This window comes from Streptomyces sp. NPDC004126 (assembly GCF_050275515.1).
Classification (GTDB): domain Bacteria; phylum Actinomycetota; class Actinomycetes; order Streptomycetales; family Streptomycetaceae; genus Streptomyces.
The window spans coordinates 85138-108025 of the sequence record NZ_JBNNPF010000016.1; the positions used below are offsets into that span (position 1 = coordinate 85138).

The window sequence follows — 22888 nt, forward strand, 5'->3', positions numbered from 1 at the left end:
GTACCCCCACGTGAGGAACAGCGCCATGCCCCGACAGGGTAAGCACCGTCGGCCGAAGCAGCACTGGATCGCCCGCAGGCTGGCGGTCGCCGGCACGGGTGGAGCGGCCCTCGCCCTCCCTCTGATCAGCGCCACGACGGCCGGGGCGGCCGGCACGCAGCCGGCCTCGCTCGTGAAGGCGGCCGTGCAGAAGGCCACCGCGGAGAAGCCCTCGGTCGAGAAGCCCGCCGTGGAAAAGGCGTCCGTGGAAAAGGCCGCGGCAGCCCTGACCTATTCGGTGGTGGGCGGCGACACCCTGTCGAAGATCGCGTCCCTGCATTCGGTGAGCGGCGGCTGGCAGGCGCTCTACGAGGCCAACCGGAGCGTCATCGGCTCCGACCCCTCGGTGATCCGTCCCGGCCTGAAACTGAGCCTCGGCACGGCGGCCCGCGCGGCGGCCGCGAAGCCCGCCGCCATACCGGCCACCCCCGCGTACGCGAACAACCTCGACGGCTGGATCCGGCAGTCGCTGGACATCATGGCGAAGCACGGAATTCCCGGCAGCTACAACGGAATCCACCGCAATGTGATGCGGGAGTCCTCGGGCAATCCCCTCGCCATCAACAACTGGGACATCAACGCCCAGAACGGCATCCCCTCCAAGGGCCTGCTCCAGGTCATCGACCCGACCTTCCGCGCCTACCACGTGCCCGGCACGTCCCTGGACTCGTACGACCCGGTCGCGAACATCACGGCGGCCTGCAACTACGCCGCCGCCCGCTACGGCTCGATCGACAACGTCAACGGCGCCTACTAGGGCGCCCGTCCGGACGGACCGGCCCGAACCGAAGGACGCGGCCTAGCGGAACGCGTCGGCGTGCTCCCGGGCCCATGAGCGGAACGTGCGAGCCGGCGCTCCGGTGAGCTCTTCCACCGTGGACGTGACGAGTCCCGATTCGGGCCGGGTGCCGACGCCGGCCAGCAGTGCCTCCACGAGAGCGGGCGGCCTGCCGTCGGCGAGCATCTGCCGGCGTGCGGCCTCCACCGGGACCTCCTCGAAGCGGGCCGGGTGGCCGATCGCCTCTCCGATCGTGTGCACCTGCTCGGCCCTGCCGATCACCTGCGGGCCGGTCAGGACGTACTTCCTGCCCGCGTGTCCGTCTCCGGTCAGCGCGCGTACCGCCACGGCCGCGACGTCCTGCTCGTGGACCACCGCCGTGGCCGCGATGCCGGGTCCGCGGACGACGCGCGTGGTGCGGATCTGCTCGGCCCACCCCCGCGCGTTGGAGGCGATGGTGTTCGCCCGCAGGAAGGTCCACTCCAGGCCGGACCGCTCGATCAGGCGCTCCATGTCGGCGTGGAGCTGGTTGATCGGGTCGGTCTGGCGTTCGGCGGCCTCGTCCACGCCCGACGACGAGAGGTAGACGACGCGGCCGGCGTGCCGTCCGATGGCCTCCAGGACGGCGGGGGCGCCCCCGGTCGTGAGGAACGGCCAGATCAGGAACACCGTGTCGCTCCCGGCCGATGCCCGCCCCAGTGTGTCCGGCCGGGTCAGGTCCCCTGCCGCGGCCGTCGCTCCCGCCGGCAGCCCGGCCTTCGCGGGATCACGCGTCAGCGCGCGGACGGCGGCGCCCGCGGCCAGGAGTTGGACGACGACCTGCCGGCCGACGTTGCCCGTTGCACCCGTCACAAGAATCTCAGCCATGATCAGGCCAGCCGCCGCCGTGCCCGGGTTATTCCGGGACCGTCGGCCGCCCGTCAGAGCCAGCCCTGGCGGCGCGCCGCACGGACGGCCTCCATCCGGTTGCGGGTGCCGGTCTTGCCGATGGCCGCCGAGAGGTAGTTGCGCACGGTCGACTCGGACAGGTGCACCCGGCCGGCGATGTCGGCCACCGTGGCCCCGTCGGCGGCGGCGTTCAGCACGTCGGTCTCGCGCGCGGTCAGCGGGTTCGGGCCGGCGCCCAGCGCGGCGGCCGCCAGCGCCGGGTCGATCACGGTCTCCCCCGCCAGTACCCGGCGGACCGCCACCGCCAGCTCCTCCACCGGCCCGTCCTTGACGAGGAACCCGGCGGCCCCGGCCTCCATGGCCCGGCGCAGGTAGCCGGGCCGGCCGAAGGTGGTCAGGATCAGCACCCGGCAGCCGGGCAGCCGGCTGCGCAGCTCGGCGGCGGCGTCGAGGCCGCTGAGGCCCGGGAGCTCGATGTCGAGCAGGGCCACGTCGGGCCGGGCCTCCAGCGCGGCGGGCAGGATCTCGTCCCCGGCGCCCACCTGGGCCACGACCTCGAAGTCCTCCTCCAGCCCCAGCAGCAGGGCGAGCGCGCCCCGCATCATGCCCTGGTCCTCCGCCAGCAGCAGCCTGACCATCAGTCCGTTCCGTCCCCTCCCGCGGCCGGGTCCGCCGGGAGTTCGGCGGTGACCCGGAAACCGCCGTCCGCTGCCGGGCCCGCGGTGAGCGTGCCTCCCGACGCGGCGAGGCGTTCGCGCAGGCCCGTCAGCCCGCAGCCCGGCGGGGTCGAGCCTACTGCGCCCGTGCCGTTGTCCGTGATCACCAGCCGGACCCGCTCCCGGGTGCCGTCCAGCTCGATCTCGCAGCGGGAGGCCCCGCTGTGGCGGACGGCGTTGGTGGCGGCCTCGCGGACCACCCAGCCCAGCAGGGCCGCCGTCTGCGGGAGCAGCGGGGGCCCGGACTGGCGTACGACGGGCGCGATGCCGGCGGCGGTCAGTGCGGCGCGGGCCCGGTCGAGCTCGGCGGCCAGGCTCGCCTCGCGGTAGCCGGTGACGGCCTCCCGGATCTCGGTGAGCGCCTGCCGGCCGACCGCCTCGATGTCGCGGACCTGGTCGAGGGCGGCGTCCATGTCGCGCGGTGCGATCCGGCGGGCCGCCTCCGACTTCACGACGATCACCGAGAGGGTGTGGCCGAGCAGGTCGTGCAGGTCCCGGGAGAAGCGCAGCCGCTCCCGGTCGACGGCGGCCCGCGCCAGTTCCTGCCGGGTCTCGCGCAGTTCCCGTACCGTCTCGGCCAGCGCGAGGATGGCGGCGGTGACCATGCCGGACAGGAAGGTGCCGTAGACGATGCCGAGCGCGTCCCAGCCCTCCCACAGCCCCGCGACGACGCCGGCGACGGCGGTGACGGTGAACATCACCGGGGCGAGCCTGCGTCCCCGGACCACCGCGCCGGTGGCGAGGCCCAGCAGCGGGAAGAACAGCAGCCAGTCGCCGCCGTAGCCGCCGGCCATGGCGCAGGTGACGGCGGCCAGGGCGCCGAGGCACCAGCGGGTGGCGGCGGCCTCCCGGGCCTGCTTGTGGAAGGCCCGGAACACCAGGGTGACGTAGAGGGAGTTGAAGACCAGCAGGCCGGCCGCGCCGACCCAGGGGTTGGGGGTCTCGCCGTGGACGATGTTGGAGATCGCCCCCATGCCCAGGAGCAGCCAGGGCAGCAGGGTGAAGGCGTTGGGCGGGCCCATCGGGCCGCTGCCGTAGTCGGGGGCCTCCCCGCGCGCCTTGCGGGCCTTCTCGCTCGCCCGCCATTCGGCCTTGCGTGCGGTCCAGTCGGCCTTCCGTTCCGCCTTCGCGGCCTTCCGGTCGGCCTTCCGCTCGCCCCGCATGTCCGTTCCCTCTTCCGTGGTGGTGCAGCCCGCTCGGGTGTGCTCTGTCATGTCCTTCACGTTAGGCAGCGGGGCGGGGGCGGCGGCAGATCCGGCCGTACGGTCCCGGGCAGTACAAATGTCACTCCGGGGCCAGGTCACCGGCGCCGCAGGGCGCGGACCAGGGTGCCCACCGGGGCGGCCAGGCCGTAGCCGACGTCCTTGCGCAGGGCGCCGGTGCCGGCCTTCTCCACCGCGGCCAGCTGGTGTCCCATCAGCTCCGTCATGGCGGCGACCACCGGCCGCAGACCGGGTTCGGTGAGGTCGAGGACGCCCCCGGCCGCGGCGAGGGCGGTCCGCGCGCGGGCGCACTCGGCGGCGAGGAGGGCGCGTACCGCCGGGGTCTCGCGGGCCTGTTCGAGGTCCTCGCGGGTGACGGAGTGCTCGGCGAGGCGGGAGCGCGGGATGCAGAGCCGCCCCTCGGCGAGGTCGCCGGCCAGGTCGGCGAGGAAGTCGACCCGCTGGGCGGCGTCCACGAAGGCGCGCCAGCCCGCGGCCTGCGCGGGGTCGGGTCCGCCCTGGTACTGGAGCCCGGTGAAGACCATGATCCCGGGCCAGGCGTAGTCGTCGAGGTACGCCTGGAAGTCCTCCTCGGCGGCGAAACCGTCGAAGGCGGCCTCGGCGGTGGCCGCGCCGTCGAGGAAGCGGGTGATCCAGTGGCCCGGCAGGCCCCTGGAGCGGACGGCGTGGGCGTAGGCGCGCAGCAGCGGGTCGGGGCTGTCGCCGGTCGCCAGGGCCGACTCGACGCGGCCGGCCAGCGCGGCGAGTCCGGCCGCCCGCACGGCCGGGGTGCCGGTCTCGGCGACGTCGTCGACCAGGTTCATGAAGGCGAGGCCCGTCGAGAGCCAGGGCACCAGGGGTGGTGCGGCGAGCAGGCGCAGCGTGAGGTACGGGGCCGGTTCGCGGCGCAGCACCCGGCGGGCGGCGTGGGTGTGGTCGGCCCGCAACCGGGGGTCGGCCATCCCGGCCTGGGTGAGGGTGCTGCGCCAGCTGGGCATGGTGGACCGTGCTCCTTGGACCGTGTCTGCCGTACGCGGGTGCGCGTACGGGGTGCGCGCACCGGTACGCGTACCAGTGCGCGTGTACGGCTACACGATGTCAGGAGCGGTACACCTTCTTCACGTTGCCCTGGGTGTCGGCGTACACGTAGCCGCCCCGCCCGTACTCGTCGGTGAGGTAGGGGCGCATGGAGGGGGCCGCGTCGAAGAGCCAGGGCTCGACGATGACGTAGCGGGAGGTCGGCTTGGTGACGCCGAGTTCCTGCTGCGCCCGTTCCAGGAGGCCGGGGAGGGCGTCCCACTTGACGGCCGCCATGTCGATGAGCGGCTCGTCGGGCTTGACGGTGCCGCCGGGTCCGTCGTTCTTGACGCGGCCGTCGCGGTACTCGTACCGGTCGAAGGTGTCGGCGCCGGGGGCGGTGGGGATGGAGGCCAGCACGTACCCCTCGTAGACGGTCATCTCCACGAAGCTGGTGGTGCCGGTCTGCTGCTTGAACGCCTCGATGACGGTACGGACCTTGTCGGGCGCGAGGAGGCTGCCCTTGGCGGCCGAGGCGGGGGTGCCCTGCGCCTTCGGCGTGGACTTGGGGGTGGTGGGGGCCTGGGCGACGGTGGTGGCCGGGGCGGAGGCCGCGGGGCCCTTGGCGTCCGGGTCGCCGGACTTGCCGTCGGGCAGGGCCTGGACGAGTCCGACGACGCCGCCGACGAGGGCCAGGACGAGGACTCCGCCGATCAGCGCGGCGCGGCCGCGCCCCCGGGCGGGGGCCGCGGCCGGGGCGACGGCGGTGGTGGAGCCGTACGGGGAGCCTCCGCCAGGGGTGAAGGGCCGGGTGCCGGAAACGGCGGTGGGCGGCGGCCCGTAGTGTCCCGGGGCCGCGAGCGGGGCCGGCCCGGGGACGGGGGCGGCGGCTCCGGCGCCCGTGCCGAGAGCGGTGCTCGCGCCCCGGAGCAGTGCTTCGAGTTCGGCGCCGTCGGGTCGCGCGGCGGGATCGCGGACGAGCAGCCGTTCCAGTACGGGTCCCAGCGGGCCGGAGCGCACGGGCGCCGGGATCGGCTCGTCGAGGACGGCGACGACGGTGGCCAGGCTGGTGGCCCGGCGCAGCGGGTGCGTCCCCTCGGCGGCCACGTACAGCATCATGCCGAGCGACCACAGGTCGGAGGCCGCCAGGCCCTCCTCGCCCCGGCACCGCTCGGGGGCGATGTACTCGGGCGAGCCGATCAGCACGCCGGTGGAGGTGAGGGCGGTCGCCCCGTGCAGGGCGGCGATCCCGAAGTCGGTCAGCACGCCCGCCCCGTCGGGCCGCAGCAGGACGTTGGCCGGCTTGACGTCCCGGTGCAGCACGCCCTCGGCGTGTGCGGCGCGCAGCGCGGAGAGGATGTCGAGCCCGAGCCGGGCCACCTCGGGCAGCGGCATCGGTCCGGCGGCGAGCCGGTCGTGCAGGGAGCCGCCCTTGAGGAGCTCCATCACGATCCACGGGTGGCCTTCGGTGCCCGGCGCGGGCTCCACGATGTGGTGGATCGTCACCACGTTGGGGTGGGCGAGGCGGGCCAGGGCCCGCGCCTCGCGGATGGCCCGCTCGCGCAGCTGGACGGCGAGGTCCGGCTGCGCGGCGGCGGTGGCGGGGTCCGGCGGGCGCACCTCCTTGAGGGCGACCTCGCGGTGCAGTGCGATGTCGCGGGCGCGCCACACCGTGCCCATGCCTCCGGCGCCCAGGGGGCCGATGAGTTCGAAACGGCCGTCGATCAGCCGTCTGCCGGCCTCACTGTTCTCCATGGGCGGTCATCGTAGGCCCCGCCACCGTCAGCAGCGGAGGCGGTCCTCCGTCAGGGTGCCCTGTGCGGTGGAGACCGTACGGTCGTAACAGCCGCCGCCGATCTCGGCCCCGTACAGGCGGTAGCGCTCGGTGGAGGTGCCGACGGCGTGCCGCTGGTCGCGCGGGACGTTCGCCGTGTACGAGGCGTCGCCCGTGTACCGGTCGTCGAGGAGGGTGCGGCCGGTCTGGCGGCCGCCGCGCAGGGTGGTGGTGTCGGCCCGGTCGCCGAGCGACAGGACGGTGCACAGCCGGTCCCCCGTGCCGAGGGTGGTCTCGCCGTCCATCGTGTAACTGCGTGCGGTGCGGGTGGTGGCGGCGCCGCGGGTGACGCTCTCCTCGTCGGTCCAGGCGGCGGTGAGGGCGTCGCGGTTCTCGCCGTCGGTCCAGCGGTGCGCGGAGGTGTGGGACACGGCGCGGGTGACGGTGGTGGTGACCCGGCCGTGGGAGGTGTCGAGGTGTCCGGCGACGGTGAGGCGGTGGGCGCCGTCGGTGTCCAGGCGGTGTTCGCCGCCGGGGGCGGCGGGGGTCCAGCGGGAGGAGCCGGTGGGGGCGGCCTCCTCGTGGCGGGTCAGGGCCCCGGTCACGACCTGGCGGCCGTGGTCCTGCCAGAGCAGCAGGTTGGCGGGGGTGCTCCAGCCGGCCTGGCCGGCCGGGACGCCTGCGACGGAGACCTCGACGCGGTGTTCGCGGCCGTCGTTGAGCAGGGCGGCGTAGGGGGTGAGGTCGTACACGATCGGCTGGACGTCGAAGGCGCGCGGGCCGGGGGTGACGTACCAGAGGAAGGGGTTGGACCAGCCTCCGGTCCACACGGTCGGGAAGGGCGCGGCGAGGCCCGCGAGCCGGCCGTCGACGGCGATCCGGACCTCGCGGTAGGGGCCGTCGGCGGCCTTGCAGGAGTAGGGCGCGGCGTCGGGGACGGTCATGTACCAGTACTCCTCGCAGCCGCCGCCGGAGCCGGTGGCGTACACCTCGGCGAGGATCCGCTCGGTGTTGCGGGGGGTGGTGACCGCAGGGGTGGTGAGCGGGAGGACCCGGTCGGGGGTGTCGGGGGCCGGGGTGTGGCGGTCGGCGGCGTAGAGGGTGAGGGTCACCTTGACGTCGATGACGCCGGTGTAGGTGTCGTTGACGACGTTGCCGATCAGCATCTCGACGGGGCCCGGGCGGCCGAGGAGGTCGCGGTAGCGGGTGACGTCCTTCTCGACGGACCACTCGATGCCGTCGGGTGAGGGTTCGGGGGTGGAGGTGCGCAGGATCTCCACGCCGCCGAGGGTGAGGTTGCCGAGGCGGTCGTACTGGCGGCCCTTGACCTTGCCGTCGAGGCGCAGGACGGCCTTGGCCCAGTCGGAGCGGCCGCAGCCGGTGGGCGGGGTGTAGGTCCCCTTGTAGGGGGTGAAGTCGCGGAACTGGGCCTCGGCCAGCGTCACCCGGCAGGAGCGGGTGGCGGGGTGCTCGACGGGCGGGGCGGCGGTGAGGGGGTCGTGCCAGTCGGTGCCGAACTCGGCGGGCGGAACGGGGCCGGTGGCGGCCGGGGGTGCGCCGGCGGGAGCGCCCGCGGGGGCCGCAGAAGTGCCGGCGGGGACCGCGGGAGTGCCCGCGGGGGCCGCAGGGGTGCCGGCGGCGGCTGCGGGGCCGGCCAGGGCGCCGGCGGCGAGGGTGAGCGCGCCGAGCAGGCCCATGATCCTGTGTCGTCTCATGGGCCCGCAGTGAAACCCCTGGCGGCCGGCCGCCGCCAGGGCCGCGGCCGCCGGGTGGCGCGAAACCGACGGGTCAGTGCGCGGCGGGCAGGACGACGACGCCGTCGTCGTCCACGTACACGGTGTCGCCCGCGCGGAAGGTGACCCCGCCGATGGTGACGGGCTCGTCGACGGCGCCCTCGCCGGTCTTGCCGCTCTTGCGCGGGCAGGTGCCGAGTGCCTGGACGCCGAGGTCCAGGGCGCCGAGGGCGACGCTGTCGCGGACGGCGCCGTTGACGATCAGCCCGGCCCAGCCGGAGGCCTGGGCGGCGCCGGCGATGAGGTCGCCGACCAGTGCGGTGCGCAGGGAGCCGCCGCCGTCGACGACGAGGACGGCGCCTTCGCCGGGGGTGTGGAGGAGTTCGCGCAGCAGGGCGTTGTCCTCGTGGCAGCGGACGGTGCGCACGGGTCCGGCGTAGAGGTGCCGGCCGCCGATCCGGCGGAACTGGACGGCGCAGATGCCGAGGTCTTCGCCGTGCTCGTCGTACAGGTCGGCGGTGGGGACTGGGGTGACGCTCATGTGGTTCCGGGCTCCTCGCATCTCGTACGTCGCGCGGGGCCCAGCCTAGGGGGTGTCCTCAGCGGCGGGAGTTGCCGAAGAGGATGCGGTAGCCGATGAGCAGGACGAGGGAGCCGACGATGGCCGAGCCCCAGGTGGCGAGGTCGAAGAACTGGGCCTGGATCGGGCGGTCGAGGAACTTGGCGGAGAGCCAGCCGCCGATGGAGGCGCCGGCCACGCCGATGAGGGTGGTGACGATGAAGCCGCCCGGGTCGCGGCCGGGGAGCAGGATCTTGGCTATGCCGCCGGCCAGCAGGCCCAGGATGATCCAGGCGATGATGCCCATGCCGTTCTCTCCGCTCGTCGTGTGCGTCTGTGCCCCTGAGGACGCGAGCGGGGGCCGGGTGGTTCTCAGCGGTGGCGGGCGCGCCACAGCGCGGCGGCCGCGGCCGCTCCCGCGACGGCGCCGACCACGGCGACGCCGCCCCGGGAGCGGTAGGCGAAGAGGGAGAGGGTGGAGCGGGCCGAGAAGGCGGAGCCCGCGCTCAGCCAGGAGGCGGTGGAGCCGACCGAGAGCCCGGACCCGACGGAGGCGACGGAGAGGAAGCTGCCCGCGGAGCCGATGGAGAGCACCGAGCCCACCGAGCCGATGGACAGCACGGAGTTCCTGGACCAGAGGGAGAGGTACGAACGGTCGTCCATGCCGATCATGCTGTCACATGGCCGGCCGGTACGGGGCGGCTTTCGGCGGGCTGCGCGGCGGGCGCGCCGCGGGTGAGCAGCAGGACACCGCGGGTGGCCGCGAGGGCTCCGGCGGCGGCGAGCAGGATCCCGAGGGCGCCGCCCTGGAGGCGTTCGCCGAGCAGGATCATGCCGATCGCGGCGGCGGCGAGCGGGTTGGCCAGGTTGACCACGGCGAGCGGGGCGCCGAGGCCGCCCCGGTAGGCCCGCTGCGAGAGCAGCATCCCGCCGACGGCGAAGACGACGACGAGCAGGGCCACGGTGACCACCCGGCCGCTGAGCAGCGCCCCGCCCCGGCCGCCCGCGACGGCGACGGTCTGGGTCAGGGCGGAGGCGACGGCGGAGGCCAGCCCTGAGGCGGTGGCGTGGCGCAGCCCCGGGCCGGGGTCCTTGCGGGCGGTGAGCAGCAGGATCACGGCGACGGTGGCCCCGGACACGGCGAGCGCCTCGGCCAGGGTGAGGGTGTCGTCGGGGGCCGGGCCGGAGGCGGGGAGCAGCAGCAGCCCGAGCCCGGCGACGGTGGCCAGGGTGCCGCGCCACTCGGTGGCGGCCACCCGCCGCCCGGCGCCGCGGGCCCCCAGCGGGACGGCGGCCACCAGGGTGAGCGCGCCCAGCGGCTGGACCAGGGTCAGCGGGCCGTAGCGCAGGGCGGCGGCGTGCAGCAGCGCTGCGGCGGCGTTCAGTCCGGCCGACCACCACCAGGCGCCGTTGCCGAGCAGGGCCCGGGCGGTGCGGGCGACGGCCCGGCGGGCGAGGCGCTCCTGGGCGACCGCGGCGGCCGCGTAGGTGGCGGCGGAGGCGAGGCAGAGGACGACGGCGAGGAGGGTGGCGTTCACCGGTCGCCTCCGGCGGGGACGGTTTCACGGACGGGTTCGGGGAGGGTTTCGGGGACGGTTCCGGGGACGGCGTCCGCGGCGGGGCGCGGACGCGGCAGGCCCCGTACCGCCGGCGCGGCGTCGGCGGCCGGGCGGGGGACCAGCAGCAGGGTGGCGCCCAGCAGCAGGGTGGCGACGGCGGCGTCGACCCAGTAGTGGTTGGCGGTGCCGACGACCACCAGCAGGGTCACCAGCGGGTGCAGCAGCCACAGGGCGCGCCACCGGGAGCGGGTCGCGGCGATCATCCCGAGGGCCAGCATCAGCGCCCAGCCGAAGTGCAGCGAGGGCATCGCGGCGAACTGGTTGGCCATGGTGTCGGCTTCGGGGGCGGCTCCGTAGACGCTCGGCCCGTACACCTGGGCGGTGTCCACGAGCTGCGCGGCGTCCAGCATCCGGGGCGGCGCGAGCGGGAAGGAGAGGTGCAGCACGAGGGCGGCGCCGGTGAGGACGGCGAGCACGCGGCGGGTCCACAGGTAGTGCCCGGGGCGGCGCAGGTACAGCCAGACCAGGAACAGGGCGGTCGCCGGGAAGTGCACGGCCGCGTAGTAGGTGTTGGCGGTGTGGACGAGGGCGTCGGAGTGGAGCAGCAGCCGCTGGACGGCGCCCTCTCCGGGCAGGTGCAGGGCGCGTTCGGCGTCCCACACCCGGCCGGCGTTGCGGAAGGCCTCGTCGGTGCGGCCCGTCGAGAGCGTCCGGCCCGCCTTGTAGGCGGCGAACAGTCCCGCGACGAGCATCAGCTCGCGTATGAGACGGCGGCGCGCGTCGCTCTTCCCGGCCGGTGGCCGGTCCGGTGTGGTGTGGGAGGTCATCCCCCGGTCTCACTTCTTTCGGTTCCTATCGACACGCCAGTGTATCGATACATGAGCGTATCGATACGCTGGTGTCCCGATAAGCTCGGATGGCCGTACACTCGGAGCACGGACCCACCGCTGGATCCCGCGAGGAGAAACCCTTCCCATGACGTCGACGCCGCAGGTCACCGCGCGCCGCTCCAAGATCAGCCCGGAGCGCGAGCAGGAGTTCTACGACGTCGTCCTCGACCAGCTGCGCGAGCACGGCTACGAGGCCCTGACCATGGAGGGCATCGCCGCCCGGGCCTGCTGCGGGAAGTCCACGCTCTACCGGCAGTGGCGGACGAAGCCCCGCCTCGTCGCCGCCGCCCTGCGCGCGAGCCGGACCCGGCGCGGGGAGCGGACCCTGGCGGACGTGGACACCGGGACCCTCGCGGGCGACCTCCGCGAGGCCGCCCGGATCGCGGCGGGCACCTCGGGCCGCGACACCCGGCTCACCCAGGCGCTCGGGGTGGCCGTGTTCGCCGACGAGGAGCTCCAGGCGGCGCTGCGCGAGGCGCTGGCGGAGCCCGAGCTGGCGGCCTTCGACGCGATCGTCGAGCGGGCCGTGGCGCGCGGCGAGCTCGCCGCGGACCATCCGGCCGTGGAGTTCCTGCCGGCACAGCTGATGGGCGTCCTGCGGATCCGCCCCGTGCTAGAGGGGCGGTACGCGGACTCCGACTACCTGGTCAGGTTCGTCGACGCGGCGCTGCTGCCCGCGCTGGGCATCAGCCCTCCGGCCCCCTGACCCCCTGAACCGGTGGGCCGCCGTTCACGATGACCGGACGGCGACCCACTCGCGCTGCCTCGTGGGGACGGTGGCAGCGCGCCACCCGGACGGGGCGGCGGCCACTCCCGAGCAGGGTGACCGCCGCCCGGTCCGGTACGGACGCCCCGGCGCGGCCTCAGCCGCGTGCCGCGCCCATGACCCGGGCGTACTCCTGCGGGTCCGCGTCGAAGCCGCGCGTGCGCGCGTCCAGCGTCCAGCCGCCCGCGGCGTCCCGCGTGAACTCGGCGACGGTGGCCGCCGAGGCCCCGGCGAGCTCCGCGAAGTCGGTCGTGGCGAGGTCGGTGTACCCCTCGCGGACGCGCAGCCCCGTGCCGCCGACGGCGGCGAAGGTCTTGCGGTCGGGCGCCGCGGCGGGCCCGGCGCCCTGGATCACCACGCCGACCACCACCCGGCCCAACTCGGGCGCCAGCCGGTCCAGTTCGAGGGTCATCACCTCGTCGAAGCCGAAGCCCTGCCCGGTACGGCTGTCCCGGGCCAGGGTGATCGTGCCGTCGGGGGCGCGGCTGCCGAAGTGGACGAGGTAGACGGGCTCCCCGTACGGGTCCGCGGCGGCGTACACGGCGGCGACGATGTCCAGGTCGTCCGCGGGCGTGCCCGCGGCGCTGGGGTCCCAGCGCAGTGCTATCTCCACCTTGGCCAGGCTCTTGCGTACTCCGCTCACCGAACTCCCCCTCCGCGGTGGCCGCTTCGGGCCGCCTCGCCGTGCTGTCCGGCGCCATGCTGCCACGCGGCCGTGATCACCGTGCGAACGACCGTACACAACCGGCCAGTTCCCGGCGCCGTCCGGTCAGCCGCTCAGCTCGGCCGGGTCCAGGCGTACGGTCTCCACCCAGCCCGGCGGCCGCGGCGCCTCCGCCCCGATCAGCGCGGCGATCAGCCGGCAGGACGGGGACTCCTCGGGCCAGGGGGTGTAGCCGTCGGTCAGCACGACGACGATCGACGGCCGGTCGGGCCGGGCCAGCGCGGCCGCGATGCCGACCCGCATGTCGGTGCCGCCGCCCCCGGCCAGGGTCACCTCCCCGGCACTGGCGACCCGGCTCACGGCGTGCACGTCGGCGTCGCAGGCCAGCACGGTCACCCGGTTGCCGCCCACGCCCACCTCGCGCAGCACCCCGGTGACCTCCGCGAGGGCGGCGGCGAGTTCCGCGTCGCCCATGGACCCCGAGGTGTCGATCACGACCGCCACCCGGGGCAGCGGCCGGCGCAGGCTCGGCAGCACCACCCGGCCGCCCAGCGCGGGCGTGCGGCGCGAGGGCCGCCGGTACGTGTAGTCCACCGCCCCCGCGGCCCAGGCGGCGGCCTCCCGCACCGCCCCCGACAGGGCGCGCCGCCAGTCGACGGCCGGCTCCAGCACCTGCTCCGCCCAGCGCTCCCATCCGGCGGGCACGCTCCCGCGGCCCCGCGAGCGCAGGTGGGCGCGTACGGCCTGGGCGGTCTGGCGGCGCAGGGCCTCCGCCTCCACCGGGCCGATCCCGGTCGTGCCGTCGCCGCCGCTGCCGAGCTCCCAGGGCGCCGGGCTGCCGTGCGCGCCGGAGCCGCAGTCCACGGCGTGCGGGGGCGTCGGGGGGATGCCGGGCAGGTAGCCCTCGAACATCCCGCCCTTCGGCAGGCCGAAGAGCCCCGGCTCCATCCGGCCGGCCGGCAGTACCAGCCCGTCGGCGAGGAGGTCGTCGTTGATCTCGCAGTCCTGGGCGATGTTGATCCGGACCGGGTCGCGCTGGTCGGCGGGCGGCAGCCGGTCGGCGCGCCCGTGGTGGTCGCGCAGCAGGTGGGCCACCTCGTGGATCCACACCCCGGACAGTTCGGGGACGGGGGTGCGCGCCACGAACTCCGGCGCCACGTAGCAGCGCCAGTGCCGGTCGACGCCCATCGTCCGGACCCCGGACGGGCCCGGGGAGGGGACGACGGTCAGCGCGTACAGGGCGGAGGCGAGGTAGGGCCGGGCCTCGGCGGCCGCGTAGCGGGCGGCGAGCAGCTTGGCCCGGTCGAGCGGGACGTCCACCGGTGCGCCCCGCCCGTCAGCGGGCGCCGGGCAGGGCCCCGGCCAGCTGGAGCAGTTCCACGAAGGCGTCGATCCCGGCGGGCACCGGCCAGGACAGGTCGCGCATCGCCGCGAGGTCGGCGGCGGCCCGTGCGGCCACGTCGGGCACGCCCGCGTCGACGGCCTTGGCGAGGACCTCCCAGCCGGCCTCCCAGCGGGAGCGGGTGGGCTCCGCCTGGACGGCGGCGACGACCGCGATGAGGAAGGCCAGCTGGCGGTCCCCGCGCCCGGGCAGCGCGAAGGCGGCGGGGTCGGCCAGCACCCGTTCCGGGTCGGGCAGGTCCAGGTGTTCCAGGTAGGTGAGCAGCTCCAGGCCGGCTCCGTCGCCGACGGCCCCGGTGAGGGCGGCGGACAGCGCCTCGCGGCCCGCGCCGGCCGCGTAGCCGGTGGCCAGCAGGCGCAGGGCCATCTCCCAGGTGCGCGGGGAGGGCCAGGCCCTGCCCCGGGCCTCGGCGTCGTCCGGCATGTGGTGGACCAGGCCGGGGCGGGCGGTGAGGAAGCCGGACACCGCGCCCCGGGCGCGGGCGACCGCGCCGGCGGAGCGGGCGGGGTCGACAGCGGGGAGGGCGGTCTCGGGCCAGGTCCCGGCCATGCCGCGGGCCACGGTGCGCGGGTCGTGCGTCCAGTCGAGGTGGACGAAGCGGTTGGCGAGGGGCGCACTGAGGTGCCAGCCGTCGGCCGCGCTGGCGGGCGGGTTGGCGGCCGCGACGATGCGTACGGAGGCGGGCAGTTCCAGGCTGCCGACCCGGCGTTCGAGGACCACGCGCAGCAGGGCGGCCTGTACGGCGGGCGGGGCGGAGGACAGCTCGTCGAAGAAGAGCAGGCCGTGTCCGGTGCGGGCCAGGCGCACCGCCCAGTCCGGCGGGGCCATCGGCACGCCGGTGGTGGCGGGGTCCTCGCCGACGATCGGCAGTCCGGCGAAGTCGGAGGGCTCGTGGACGCTGGCGACGACGGTCTCCAGGGCGACCCCGAGGGACGCGGCGAGCCGTTCCATGCCGGCGGACTTGCCGATGCCGGGTTCGCCCCACAGCAGGACGGGCTGGTTGGCGGTCACCGCGAGGGCGAGGGCCTCCAGCTGGTGGTTGGCGGCGGGCTCGGTGCGGGTGGCGCCGAGGCGGGCGCCGAGCTCGTCGGCGGCGGCCAGTGCGGGCGGGGGTGCGGTGCTCATCGCGCGGCTCCGCCGCCGGCCGTGCCTTCGCCGCCCGCTTCCGCGCAGCCGTCCACTTCGGCGCAGCCGCCCGCTTCCGCGTAGCCGTCCTCTTCGTAGTCGTCGTCCTCGAAGTCGCCCCATTCGGCGCGCTCGGCCATGAACTCGTCGTACTCCTCGAAGTTGATGCCGGGGTGGCGTTCCTCGACGAGTTCCTTCAGGAAGGTCAGGTCGGTCCGCTTGTAGCGGGTCACCACCTGGCCCAGCGACAGCTCCATGTTGTCGGTCACGTCGGTACGGGCGCCGGCCGCGAGGAGCGCCCGGACCAGGGACGCGGTCCCGCCGTTCTGGACGGCGGACTGGAGCGGGGTGCGCTCGAAGTCGTCCTGCTCCTCCAGGCCGAGTCCGGCCGCCAGCAGCCTGGGCAGCAGCTCCTCGTGCCGTACGAAGGGCAGCAGGTGCAGCAGCCCCTGCCCCCTGCCGTTGCGCACCCGCGGGTCGAGCCCCGCGTCGAGCAGCGCGAGCACCCCGGGGGTGTCGCCGTGCTGGACGCGCTCGAACAGCTCCCGCCGTTCGGCGCGCAGGGCACGCGGCAGCCGGCCCTCGCCGGAGGTCCAGGCCTCGCGGACGGCGAAGCAGCCGGCGACCTCGCCGCCGAAGGCCCGCAGGGCCCGCTCGCGCTGCTGCTCCTCGGCGCTGTGCGGGAGTTCGAGCACGCCGTCCCGGGAGCGCACCTCGTGCCACTCGCCGACGCAGCGCACCCGGACGGTCCGGGGCCCGGTGGGGACGGGCGGGCCGGCGGCCGGGCCGGCGGCGGGGAAGAGCGCGGCGGCGACGAGGGGGTGCAGCTCGCGCGGGGCGGTCCGGCCGGTGCGGACGAGATGGAGGTCGGGCAGCGGCCGCCAGGCGTGGTCGGGCAGCCGGGGCACGTCGCGCACCTCGGAGGAGTCCACGAGCCGGGCCCGCAGCCCGCCGTCGGGACCGGCGGGTTCCACCAGCAGCAGGCAGCGCCAGTGCGGGGCGAAGTCGAACCGGTCGCCCGCGCCCGCCGCGGCGAGGCGGCGGACCCCGGCGGCCAGCAGGGCCGGGTCCAGCGTGGCGCCCCTCAGAGCGGCGACGGCGTCGCTCCAGCGGTAGGCGTTCGGCGGGGCGGTCAGGTCGAGCGCGATCCCGGCGGCGGCGAAGGCCTCGGCGCTCTCGCCGCGCCACTGGAGGACGGCGGCCCACTCCGCCCGCCCGGCGGGGTCGGCGGGGCCGGGGTCGCCGGTGGGCAGCTCGTCCTCGCGCAGCGGGGTGCCGTCGGGGTGGAAGAAGGGGATCCGGTCGGCCGGGCCGACGCCGGCGCGCAGCTCGGCGGTGTGCCGGGCGTCCCAGAACCAGCGGGCCCCGGTCCAGTCCTCGACGGCCCAGGAGGCGTAGGAGTGGCGCCGCGCGTGCGGGTCGACGGGCGCGCAGTGCAGCCGCAGCCGCTGGGGGCCGTCGACCATGGCGCGGGTGGTGACGTACAGGACCGGCGCGTCCGGGCCGGAGCCGTAACGGGCCAGCACGACGCGGCGGTTCGGGGCGACGACCGTGCGGCCGCCGAGGACCCGGGGCAGGTGCCAGCGCAGCAGGTCGGGGGCGAAGTGGCGCAGGTCCTCCGCGACCGCCGCGGCGACGTCGGCCCCGTGTTCCGCGGCGAGCGCGGTCAGGTCGACGGTGGTCTCCGTGCCGGCGGCGGCGCAGGCGGCGCGCCAGTCCCCGGCCAGGCGGTGTGCGGTGGCCCGCTCGATCATGTGGGCGGGCACGGCGTAGCGGCGGATCCGCTGCCAGGCCGCCGCGTCCTCGGGCGGGATCCCGCCGGGCGGTGCGGTGCGGGCGTTCTCGCTCACCGGTACACGCTCCCGATGGCCCGCAGGTCCGGGTGGGAGGCCCGGGCGGGGCGCAGCCGTTCGGCGAAGGAGCGCTTGAGGCGGCGGGGGGTGCCGGGGCCGAGGCCGACGTGCTCCAGCGGGGCGTCCTCGGGCAGTGCCGCGAGCAGGCTCCTGGCGCCGCGTCCGGTGATGCCGGTGTGGCGCAGTTCCAGGCGGCGCAGCGGGCTGCCGGGCAGGGCGGCGGCCAGGGCGTACGCGCCTTCGTCGCCGGTCTCGTTGCCGGCGGAGCCGAGGCTGCGCTCGGACATGGTCCGGCCGAGGTCCAGGGCCTCGATGCCGCCGAGGGCGTCGGCGAGGGCGCGTGCTCCGGCGACGCCGATGCCGTTGCCGCCGAGGCCGAGGCGGACGGGGCGTCCGGGGCCGGCTTCGGCGGCCGCGGCGGCGATGACGGCGGCGCCCTCGTCGCCGAGGTGGTTGGCCGGGACGTACAGTTCGCGGACCCCGGCCTCGCGGATGAGGGCGGCGAGCAGCGGGGCGGCTTCGGCGGTGAGGCCGTTGCCGCCGAGGAAGACCCGTTCCAGGGGTGCCCCGCGGTCGCGCAGGGCGTCCAGCAGGAGGCGTACGCCGTCGGCGCCGATGCCGGTGTTGACGAGGTCGAGGGTGCGCAGCGCGGTGTTGCGGCGCAGCAGTGCGGCGACGGTGCGGGCGCCGTCCTCGTGGAGGGGGTTGCGCTTGAGCCAGAGGGCGCGGACGGCGGTGTCGTCGGCGAGGGCTCCGGCGAGGGCGAGCACGCCGTCGGGGCCGATGCGGTTGCAGCCGAGGTAGAGGGTGTGCACTCCGTGGCGGCCGTCGGCGCCGGCGAGGGCCGTCGCGAGGGTGCGGGCGCCTTCGTCGGTCAGGGAGTTGGTGCCGAGGAGCAGGTGCGCGGCGTGCGGGGAGGTCAGGGCGGCGGGCAGCAGCCGGGCCGTGCCGGCGGGGCCGAGGCCCTGCTTGCAGAGGTCGACGCGGCCGTCGGGGCGCAGGGTGCCGAGGGGGAAGGTCTCGTCGGCCTCGACGGGGTGGTCCTGGGTGAGGCGGGTGAGCAGCGGGCCGAGGTCCGCGGGGTCGGCCAGGGGGAGGTCCGGGTGCTCGATTGCGGGGCACCGTACGGGCGTCGGCCGTGTCATCAGCATTCCACCGGTTCCTTCGCCGGCGCCCGGCGACCCTGCGACTTCGCGGAGCCGCGGCAGGCCGGCACGCCTTCGCGCCGTGCTGCCGCCGTTCCGACATGACGGAAGAGAAAGGGCAAGACCGGTCGGATTCGAACCGACGTCCTCCAGCTCGATGCTTGGGCGCGACGACCTCTGCGCTACGGCCTTGCCGACGGTGATCATAGCGGCTCCGCGGCCGAAAATCGATCACCAGTTTGAATTGTTCGTCCTCGCCGGACCGGGCTACCAGTCGCCGTCCTGGACCGGCTTGCCGGGGCGCGGCGCGTTGCCGAGCGGGAGGACCTGGCCGGGCGCGGGGGGCGTCCAGGGCTCGTGGTCGTCGCCGATCCAGTCGCCGACGGGCTTGACCTCGGCGAGGGGGCCGGCCGCCGGGAGGTCGGTGCCGGTCTCGTCGTAGTAGTCGTACCAGGGCAGGCCCGCCTGGGTGTAGGCGGCCCGGTCGACGGGCGAGGGCGGCGCGTCCTCACCCGTGATGCGGCGCCACTCGGGCGGCGTGACCAGGTGGACGAAGACCCGCGCGGCGGGCCGGTCGGCCCAGGCGGAGAGCTTGCGGTCGTCCTGGTAGACCTCCTGGCGCATCGTGCCGCCCACGCCGAGCCCCATGGCCGGGGCGGGGGCCCGGCGCGCGGCCGGCCGGGCGGGTGCGGCACCCGGAGCGGGGGCGGCCATCGCCATGGGCGCCGCCCCGGGCGGGGCCGGCACGGAGGGCGCCGGCGGCGCCGCGCCGAAGCCGCCGCCGTAGAGGTTCTGGGCGGCCTCGGCCTCGCTCTCGCGCCGCAGCCGCTCCTCCTCCCGCCAGGCGGCGAGGGCCTTCGGGCCGAGCGGGAACGCCTGGAGCTGCACCCCGCCGGTGACCTCCTCGCCGGTGACCTGCCCCTCGACCGTGGCCCCGAGGCCGAGCGGTACGGCGACGAACTGGCGCACCGTCCCGTCGCCGGAGTTGATCCCGTCGAGCCAGGGCTGGCGGGGCAGCACCAGGTAGTTCTGCGGCTTGCGCCCCAGCTCGCCGGTCCACCGCTTGCCCGAGACGGCGCACACCTTGCCCACGCCGACCTGGAGCGCGGCCGGCTCGTGGGAGCCGCCGAAGCTCAGCCACATGGCCTCGCGCAGGTACACCGGCAGCATCACGCCGCCCTTGGCGAGCCACTCCGGCGGAACGGTGTCCGGGTAGTCCTCGACCCGCCGCAGCGGGAACTCCCCCAGCCCGGGCGGGAGTGCGTGCGTACCCGATTCGGGCAGGCGCAATGTCCGGATGAACCTGATCCGTACGCCTTCGCCCAGCAGGAGCGTGTTGCCTTCGATCCTGGCCGCGCCCATTTCCTCGTTCGCCACTGCGGACAGCCCCCTTCTCCCGCCACTCACCGGTTCCGCCGGAAGATCCTCGGCTGAACCGGATCGTTATGCTCAAGTTTTCCTCAGATGTAGTGACGGTGCGGCCGTCACCTTCCTAGCTTCCTCATACACGTGCCCCCGCGCCCCCGCGGTTCCGCACGCCTGCCCCCGTTCCCGCGACGTCCCCCGGGATTCCGCGTTCCCGAGGAAAAGAGTTCAGCATGAAGGTTCCCAAGGCCGGTGCGGTCGCCACGGTGATCGCCCTCGCCGCCACCGCCTCCGGCTGTGGTGGTGAAGCCCCGAAGGAGCCCATCTCCATCGGCATCAAGTTCGACCAGCCCGGCATCGGGATGCGCGAGCCCGACGGCACCTTCACCGGTTTCGACGTCGACGTGGCCACGTACATCGCCAAGGAGCTCGGCTACAAGGCGAACGAGATCGAGTTCAAGCAGGTCTACAGCTCGGACCGGGAGCTGCTGATCCAGTACAACGAGGTCAAGTTCGTCGCCGCGAGCTACACGATCAACGACAAGCGCCGCGAGAAGGTCGAGTTCGCCGGCCCCTACTTCGTCGCCCACCAGGACGTGATGATCCGGGCCGACGACAACTCGATCAACAAGCCGGAAGACCTGAACAACAAGCGGCTGTGCACGGTGAGCGGGTCGACCTCCGCCGAGAACATCCGCAAGAACCTGGCGCCGAAGACGAGCGTGCTGGAGCTCGGCGGCTACTCGGAATGCCTCGTCGCCCTCCAGGACAACACCGCCGACGCGATGACCACCGACAACTCCATCCTCGCCGGGTACGGGGCACGCAAGGGCAACACGGGCAAGTTCAAGCTGATGGGGCTGAACCTCAGCAACGAGAACTACGGCATCGGCCTCAAGAAGGGCGACAACGACCTTCAGCGGAAGATCAACACGGCGCTCACCAAGATGGTCTCGGACGGCTCCTGGGAAGCCGCCGTGAAGAAGAACTTCGGCCCGGCCAACTACAAGTACGAGCCGGCGCCCCAGGTCACGACCGGCCACTGACGGACCCCGGGGCGGGGGCCCCGTCCGGCCCCCGCCCCGGTCAACCGTCCGGCCGCTACGCGAGCGGCGCCTTGCCGCGCAGCACGGTCAGGAACTCCCGCATCCAGGCCGGGTGGTCGGGCCAGGCCCGGGCCGAGACGAGGGTGCCGTCGACCACGGCCTCGGAGTCGCGGAACGCGGCCCCGGCCGCTTTCATGTCGGGCTCCAGCGCCGGATAGGCCGTGACCCGGCGCCCGTCCAGGCCGCCGCTCGCGGCGGTGATCAGCGGGCCGTGGCAGATCTGCGCGATCGGCTTGTCCTCCCCGGCGAAGGCGGCCAGGATCCGCCGCACCTCCGGGTCGTTGCGCAGGTACTCCGGTGCCCGCCCGCCCGGGACGACGACGGCCGCGTACTCGGCGGGATCCACGTCCGCGAAGGCGATGTCGGCGGGCCAGGTGTACCCGGGCTTCTCGGTGTAGGTGTCGAAGCCCTCCTCGAAGTCGTGCACCACGAACCGCAGCTTCTTGACCGCGGGCGCCGCGATGTGCACCTCGTACCCCTCCTCCCGCAGGCGCTGGTACGGGTAGAGCACCTCCAGGGACTCCGCCGCGTCGCCGGTCACGATGAGGATCTTCACTGCCATGGGCCACTCCGGTGAGAGGTGTCGGCGGCCGCGTCGGGGCCGCCGTGGGCACCCGCTACCGTGCCCGGGGCGCGCCGGGGACAAACACCAAGGTCCACGTGGCAGACACATGGTTTTCACTTGCACGGCACATGACAATACGATCCTCGCTCTGCCACCTGACACCCCGCCAACTGCCATGGCGGGGACGGTGTTTGTGGAGAGGTATCCCCCACGTCATGAGAATCTCCCGTACCGCCCCCTGGGCCGCCGGGCTCGCCGCGGCCGCGCTGTTCCTCATACCGGCCAGCGCCACCGCCGGCCAGCACCGCACCACCGCCGACACCCCGCAGGCCGCTCCCCAGGCCTACCCGGTCACCGTCGACGACTACTACGCGCCCGCGGCGGGCAAGACCGGCGCCGCGCTGAAGACCGCGCTGCACGACATCATCAAGACGCAGTCCAGGGTCACCTACGACGGCGTGTGGAACGCGCTGAAGGTGACGGACCAGGACCCCGCGAACCCCAACAACGTCATCCTGGTCTACTCGGGCCGCTCCCAGTCCAAGTCCACCAACGGCGGCGGGGTCAACGACTGGAACCGCGAGCACGTCTGGGCCAAGAGCCACGGCGACTTCGGCACGGCCACCGGCCCGGGCACCGACCTGCACCACCTGCGCCCCGAGGACGTGACCGTCAACAGCACCCGCGGCAACAAGGACTTCGACAAGGGCGGCAGCCCGGTGGCCGAGGCCCCGGGCAGCTTCACCGACGCCGACTCCTTCGAGCCCCGGGACGCGGTCAAGGGCGACGTCGCGCGGATGCTGCTGTACATGGCGGTGCGCTACGACGGCGGTGACGGCTTCGCGGACCTGGAGATGAACGACAAGGTCAACAACGGGACCGCCCCGCTCTTCGGGCGGATCAGCCTGCTGAAGCAGTGGAACCAGATGGACCCGCCGGACGCCTTCGAGCAGCGCCGCAACCAGGTCATCTACGACACCTACCAGCACAACCGCAACCCGTTCGTCGACCACCCGGAGTGGGTCAACTCCATCTGGTAGCAGCCCGTCGCGCACCCCCGGCGGGGCTACTTGACGTAGACCTCGTCGAGGGTGTCGATGACCCCGGCCGCGTTCAGGTGGTAGCGGAAGGGCAGGCCCTTGTTCGGGTGGGTGCTCAGCCACGAGGTCAGCTCGTGCGTGCTGATCGGCTTGCCCATCACCTCGCCCGTCAGGATCGGCGCGGTGGCGGTGATCTTGGCGGTCTCCGAGATCGGGTAGAAGGTCTCCTCGCCGACCGGTTCGAAGGGGCCGGGGCAGCCGAACTCCCCGTGCCTGACGATGAGGTTGTACGAGCCGCCCTCGGGCGTGTAGCGGTACACGGCGATGGTGTCGGGCGAGATCGGCATCTTGTGGTCGCATCCGGGCGCGGGGGGCGGGGCCGGGGCCGGGGGCTTCTTCCCCGTCGGGGTGGCCGGCGCCGAGGGCGTGGCCGTCGCGGCCGGCTTCGAGGGCGCGGGCGCGGCGGGCGTGCCGGCCGCGGAGGGTGCGCCCGGGGCCGACGGGGCGGCCGCGCCGGGCGGTCCGTCCGGCGCGGCCGTGTCGTCGCCGTTCCGGCAGGCGCTCAGCACCAGTGCTCCGCACATCGCGAGGGCGGCCATGGCCGCCTGCCCCCGTACCGCTCTCATGGCCGTCTCCCTCTGCCGCGTTCCGGTGTCGCCGCACCGTAACCCCCGGGATTCGGCCAGGGCGATGGCCTGATGT

23 protein-coding genes and 1 tRNA gene are annotated in these 22888 nt (G+C 74.9%); 4 read left to right on the forward strand and 20 right to left on the reverse strand.

Features of this window, described 5'->3' with window-relative positions:
• Window positions 1-25 precede the first annotated feature (25 nt).
• On the forward strand, window positions 26-796 hold the full coding sequence (locus ACQKM2_RS17425) for a transglycosylase SLT domain-containing protein (RefSeq protein ID WP_427710613.1): 771 nt from the start codon (window positions 26-28) through the stop codon (window positions 794-796).
• Between the two features lie 42 nt (window positions 797-838).
• Here the strand turns inward: ACQKM2_RS17425 and ACQKM2_RS17430 are convergent, their stop codons facing one another.
• The 11 genes from ACQKM2_RS17430 to ACQKM2_RS17480 form a co-directional block, all read right to left on the reverse strand.
• A complete protein-coding gene (locus ACQKM2_RS17430) occupies window positions 839-1684 on the reverse strand; it encodes an NAD(P)H-binding protein (protein ID WP_427710614.1) in 846 nt (281 codons plus the stop codon).
• Between the two features lie 53 nt (window positions 1685-1737).
• Window positions 1738-2343 (reverse strand): response regulator, encoded by a 606-nt coding sequence (locus ACQKM2_RS17435; RefSeq protein WP_427710616.1) that lies wholly within the window; start codon window positions 2341-2343, stop codon window positions 1738-1740.
• Complete coding sequence (locus tag ACQKM2_RS17440; RefSeq protein ID WP_427710618.1) at window positions 2343-3635, reverse strand: sensor histidine kinase; 1293 nt, start codon at window positions 3633-3635, stop codon at window positions 2343-2345. Before ACQKM2_RS17440 ends, ACQKM2_RS17435 begins: the two co-directional genes overlap by 1 nt.
• Before the next feature lie 86 nt (window positions 3636-3721).
• Window positions 3722-4621, reverse strand: coding sequence for a squalene/phytoene synthase family protein (locus ACQKM2_RS17445; protein WP_427710619.1), 900 nt, complete (start codon window positions 4619-4621; stop codon window positions 3722-3724).
• Window positions 4622-4721: 100 nt separating this feature from the next.
• Window positions 4722-6395, reverse strand: coding sequence for a serine/threonine-protein kinase (locus tag ACQKM2_RS17450; RefSeq protein ID WP_427710621.1), 1674 nt, complete (start codon window positions 6393-6395; stop codon window positions 4722-4724).
• A 27-nt stretch (window positions 6396-6422) separates the two neighbouring features.
• Window positions 6423-8129, reverse strand: a complete 1707-nt coding sequence (locus ACQKM2_RS17455) for a peptide-N4-asparagine amidase (protein WP_427710623.1) — start codon at window positions 8127-8129, stop codon at window positions 6423-6425.
• A gap of 73 nt (window positions 8130-8202) precedes the next feature.
• The gene (gene rraA, locus ACQKM2_RS17460) at window positions 8203-8688 is read right to left on the reverse strand and encodes a ribonuclease E activity regulator RraA (RefSeq protein WP_427710625.1); all 486 of its coding nucleotides are present in this window, start codon (window positions 8686-8688) and stop codon (window positions 8203-8205) included.
• A 58-nt stretch (window positions 8689-8746) separates the two neighbouring features.
• Window positions 8747-9013 carry a GlsB/YeaQ/YmgE family stress response membrane protein gene (locus ACQKM2_RS17465; protein WP_427710626.1) on the reverse strand — a complete coding sequence of 89 codons (267 nt, stop codon included), beginning with the start codon at window positions 9011-9013 and terminating at the stop codon, window positions 8747-8749.
• 65 nt (window positions 9014-9078) lie between these two features.
• On the reverse strand, window positions 9079-9369 hold the full coding sequence (locus ACQKM2_RS17470; protein WP_427710628.1) for a hypothetical protein: 291 nt from the start codon (window positions 9367-9369) through the stop codon (window positions 9079-9081).
• Between the two features lie 5 nt (window positions 9370-9374).
• Window positions 9375-10244, reverse strand: coding sequence for a hypothetical protein (locus tag ACQKM2_RS17475; RefSeq protein ID WP_427710629.1), 870 nt, complete (start codon window positions 10242-10244; stop codon window positions 9375-9377).
• Window positions 10241-11092 (reverse strand): phosphatase PAP2 family protein, encoded by an 852-nt coding sequence (locus ACQKM2_RS17480; RefSeq protein ID WP_427710631.1) that lies wholly within the window; start codon window positions 11090-11092, stop codon window positions 10241-10243. The genes ACQKM2_RS17475 and ACQKM2_RS17480 overlap by 4 nt, the downstream gene beginning before the upstream one ends.
• Window positions 11093-11240: 148 nt before the next feature.
• Here ACQKM2_RS17480 and ACQKM2_RS17485 point away from each other — a divergent pair, with 148 nt between their 5' ends.
• Window positions 11241-11861: a TetR/AcrR family transcriptional regulator gene (locus ACQKM2_RS17485; protein ID WP_427710632.1), complete on the forward strand. Its 621-nt coding sequence runs from the start codon at window positions 11241-11243 to the stop codon at window positions 11859-11861.
• 157 nt (window positions 11862-12018) lie between these two features.
• On the opposite strand, the gene ACQKM2_RS17490 is transcribed toward ACQKM2_RS17485, so the two are convergent.
• From ACQKM2_RS17490 to ACQKM2_RS17520, 7 genes are all read right to left on the reverse strand, one after another.
• Entirely contained in the window at window positions 12019-12564 is a 546-nt protein-coding gene (locus ACQKM2_RS17490; RefSeq protein ID WP_427710634.1) for a TerD family protein, read from the reverse strand.
• A gap of 126 nt (window positions 12565-12690) precedes the next feature.
• Window positions 12691-13905 (reverse strand): vWA domain-containing protein, encoded by a 1215-nt coding sequence (locus tag ACQKM2_RS17495; protein ID WP_427710635.1) that lies wholly within the window; start codon window positions 13903-13905, stop codon window positions 12691-12693.
• Between the two features lie 16 nt (window positions 13906-13921).
• Window positions 13922-15112: a sigma 54-interacting transcriptional regulator gene (locus tag ACQKM2_RS17500; protein ID WP_427710637.1), complete on the reverse strand. Its 1191-nt coding sequence runs from the start codon at window positions 15110-15112 to the stop codon at window positions 13922-13924.
• Window positions 15109-16962: an ankyrin repeat domain-containing protein gene (locus tag ACQKM2_RS17505; protein WP_427710639.1), complete on the reverse strand. Its 1854-nt coding sequence runs from the start codon at window positions 16960-16962 to the stop codon at window positions 15109-15111. The genes ACQKM2_RS17500 and ACQKM2_RS17505 overlap by 4 nt, the downstream gene beginning before the upstream one ends.
• Window positions 16959-18110: a gala protein gene (locus ACQKM2_RS17510; protein WP_427710722.1), complete on the reverse strand. Its 1152-nt coding sequence runs from the start codon at window positions 18108-18110 to the stop codon at window positions 16959-16961. The genes ACQKM2_RS17505 and ACQKM2_RS17510 overlap by 4 nt, the downstream gene beginning before the upstream one ends.
• Window positions 18111-18229: 119 nt before the next feature.
• Window positions 18230-18302, reverse strand: a tRNA-Arg gene (locus tag ACQKM2_RS17515).
• 75 nt (window positions 18303-18377) lie between these two features.
• Window positions 18378-19472, reverse strand: coding sequence for a hypothetical protein (locus ACQKM2_RS17520; RefSeq protein WP_427710724.1), 1095 nt, complete (start codon window positions 19470-19472; stop codon window positions 18378-18380).
• Window positions 19473-19708: 236 nt separating this feature from the next.
• On the opposite strand from ACQKM2_RS17520, the gene ACQKM2_RS17525 reads away from it, so the two are divergent.
• Window positions 19709-20521, forward strand: coding sequence for a glutamate ABC transporter substrate-binding protein (locus tag ACQKM2_RS17525; protein WP_427710640.1), 813 nt, complete (start codon window positions 19709-19711; stop codon window positions 20519-20521).
• A gap of 55 nt (window positions 20522-20576) precedes the next feature.
• Here the strand turns inward: ACQKM2_RS17525 and ACQKM2_RS17530 are convergent, their stop codons facing one another.
• On the reverse strand, window positions 20577-21143 hold the full coding sequence (locus tag ACQKM2_RS17530; protein ID WP_385769095.1) for a DJ-1/PfpI family protein: 567 nt from the start codon (window positions 21141-21143) through the stop codon (window positions 20577-20579).
• Between the two features lie 218 nt (window positions 21144-21361).
• Here ACQKM2_RS17530 and ACQKM2_RS17535 point away from each other — a divergent pair, with 218 nt between their 5' ends.
• Complete coding sequence (locus tag ACQKM2_RS17535) at window positions 21362-22186, forward strand: endonuclease I family protein (protein WP_427710642.1); 825 nt, start codon at window positions 21362-21364, stop codon at window positions 22184-22186.
• 26 nt (window positions 22187-22212) lie between these two features.
• Here ACQKM2_RS17535 and ACQKM2_RS17540 read toward each other — a convergent pair whose 3' ends face one another.
• On the reverse strand, window positions 22213-22812 hold the full coding sequence (locus ACQKM2_RS17540; protein WP_427710644.1) for a hypothetical protein: 600 nt from the start codon (window positions 22810-22812) through the stop codon (window positions 22213-22215).
• Window positions 22813-22888: the final 76 nt, after the last annotated feature.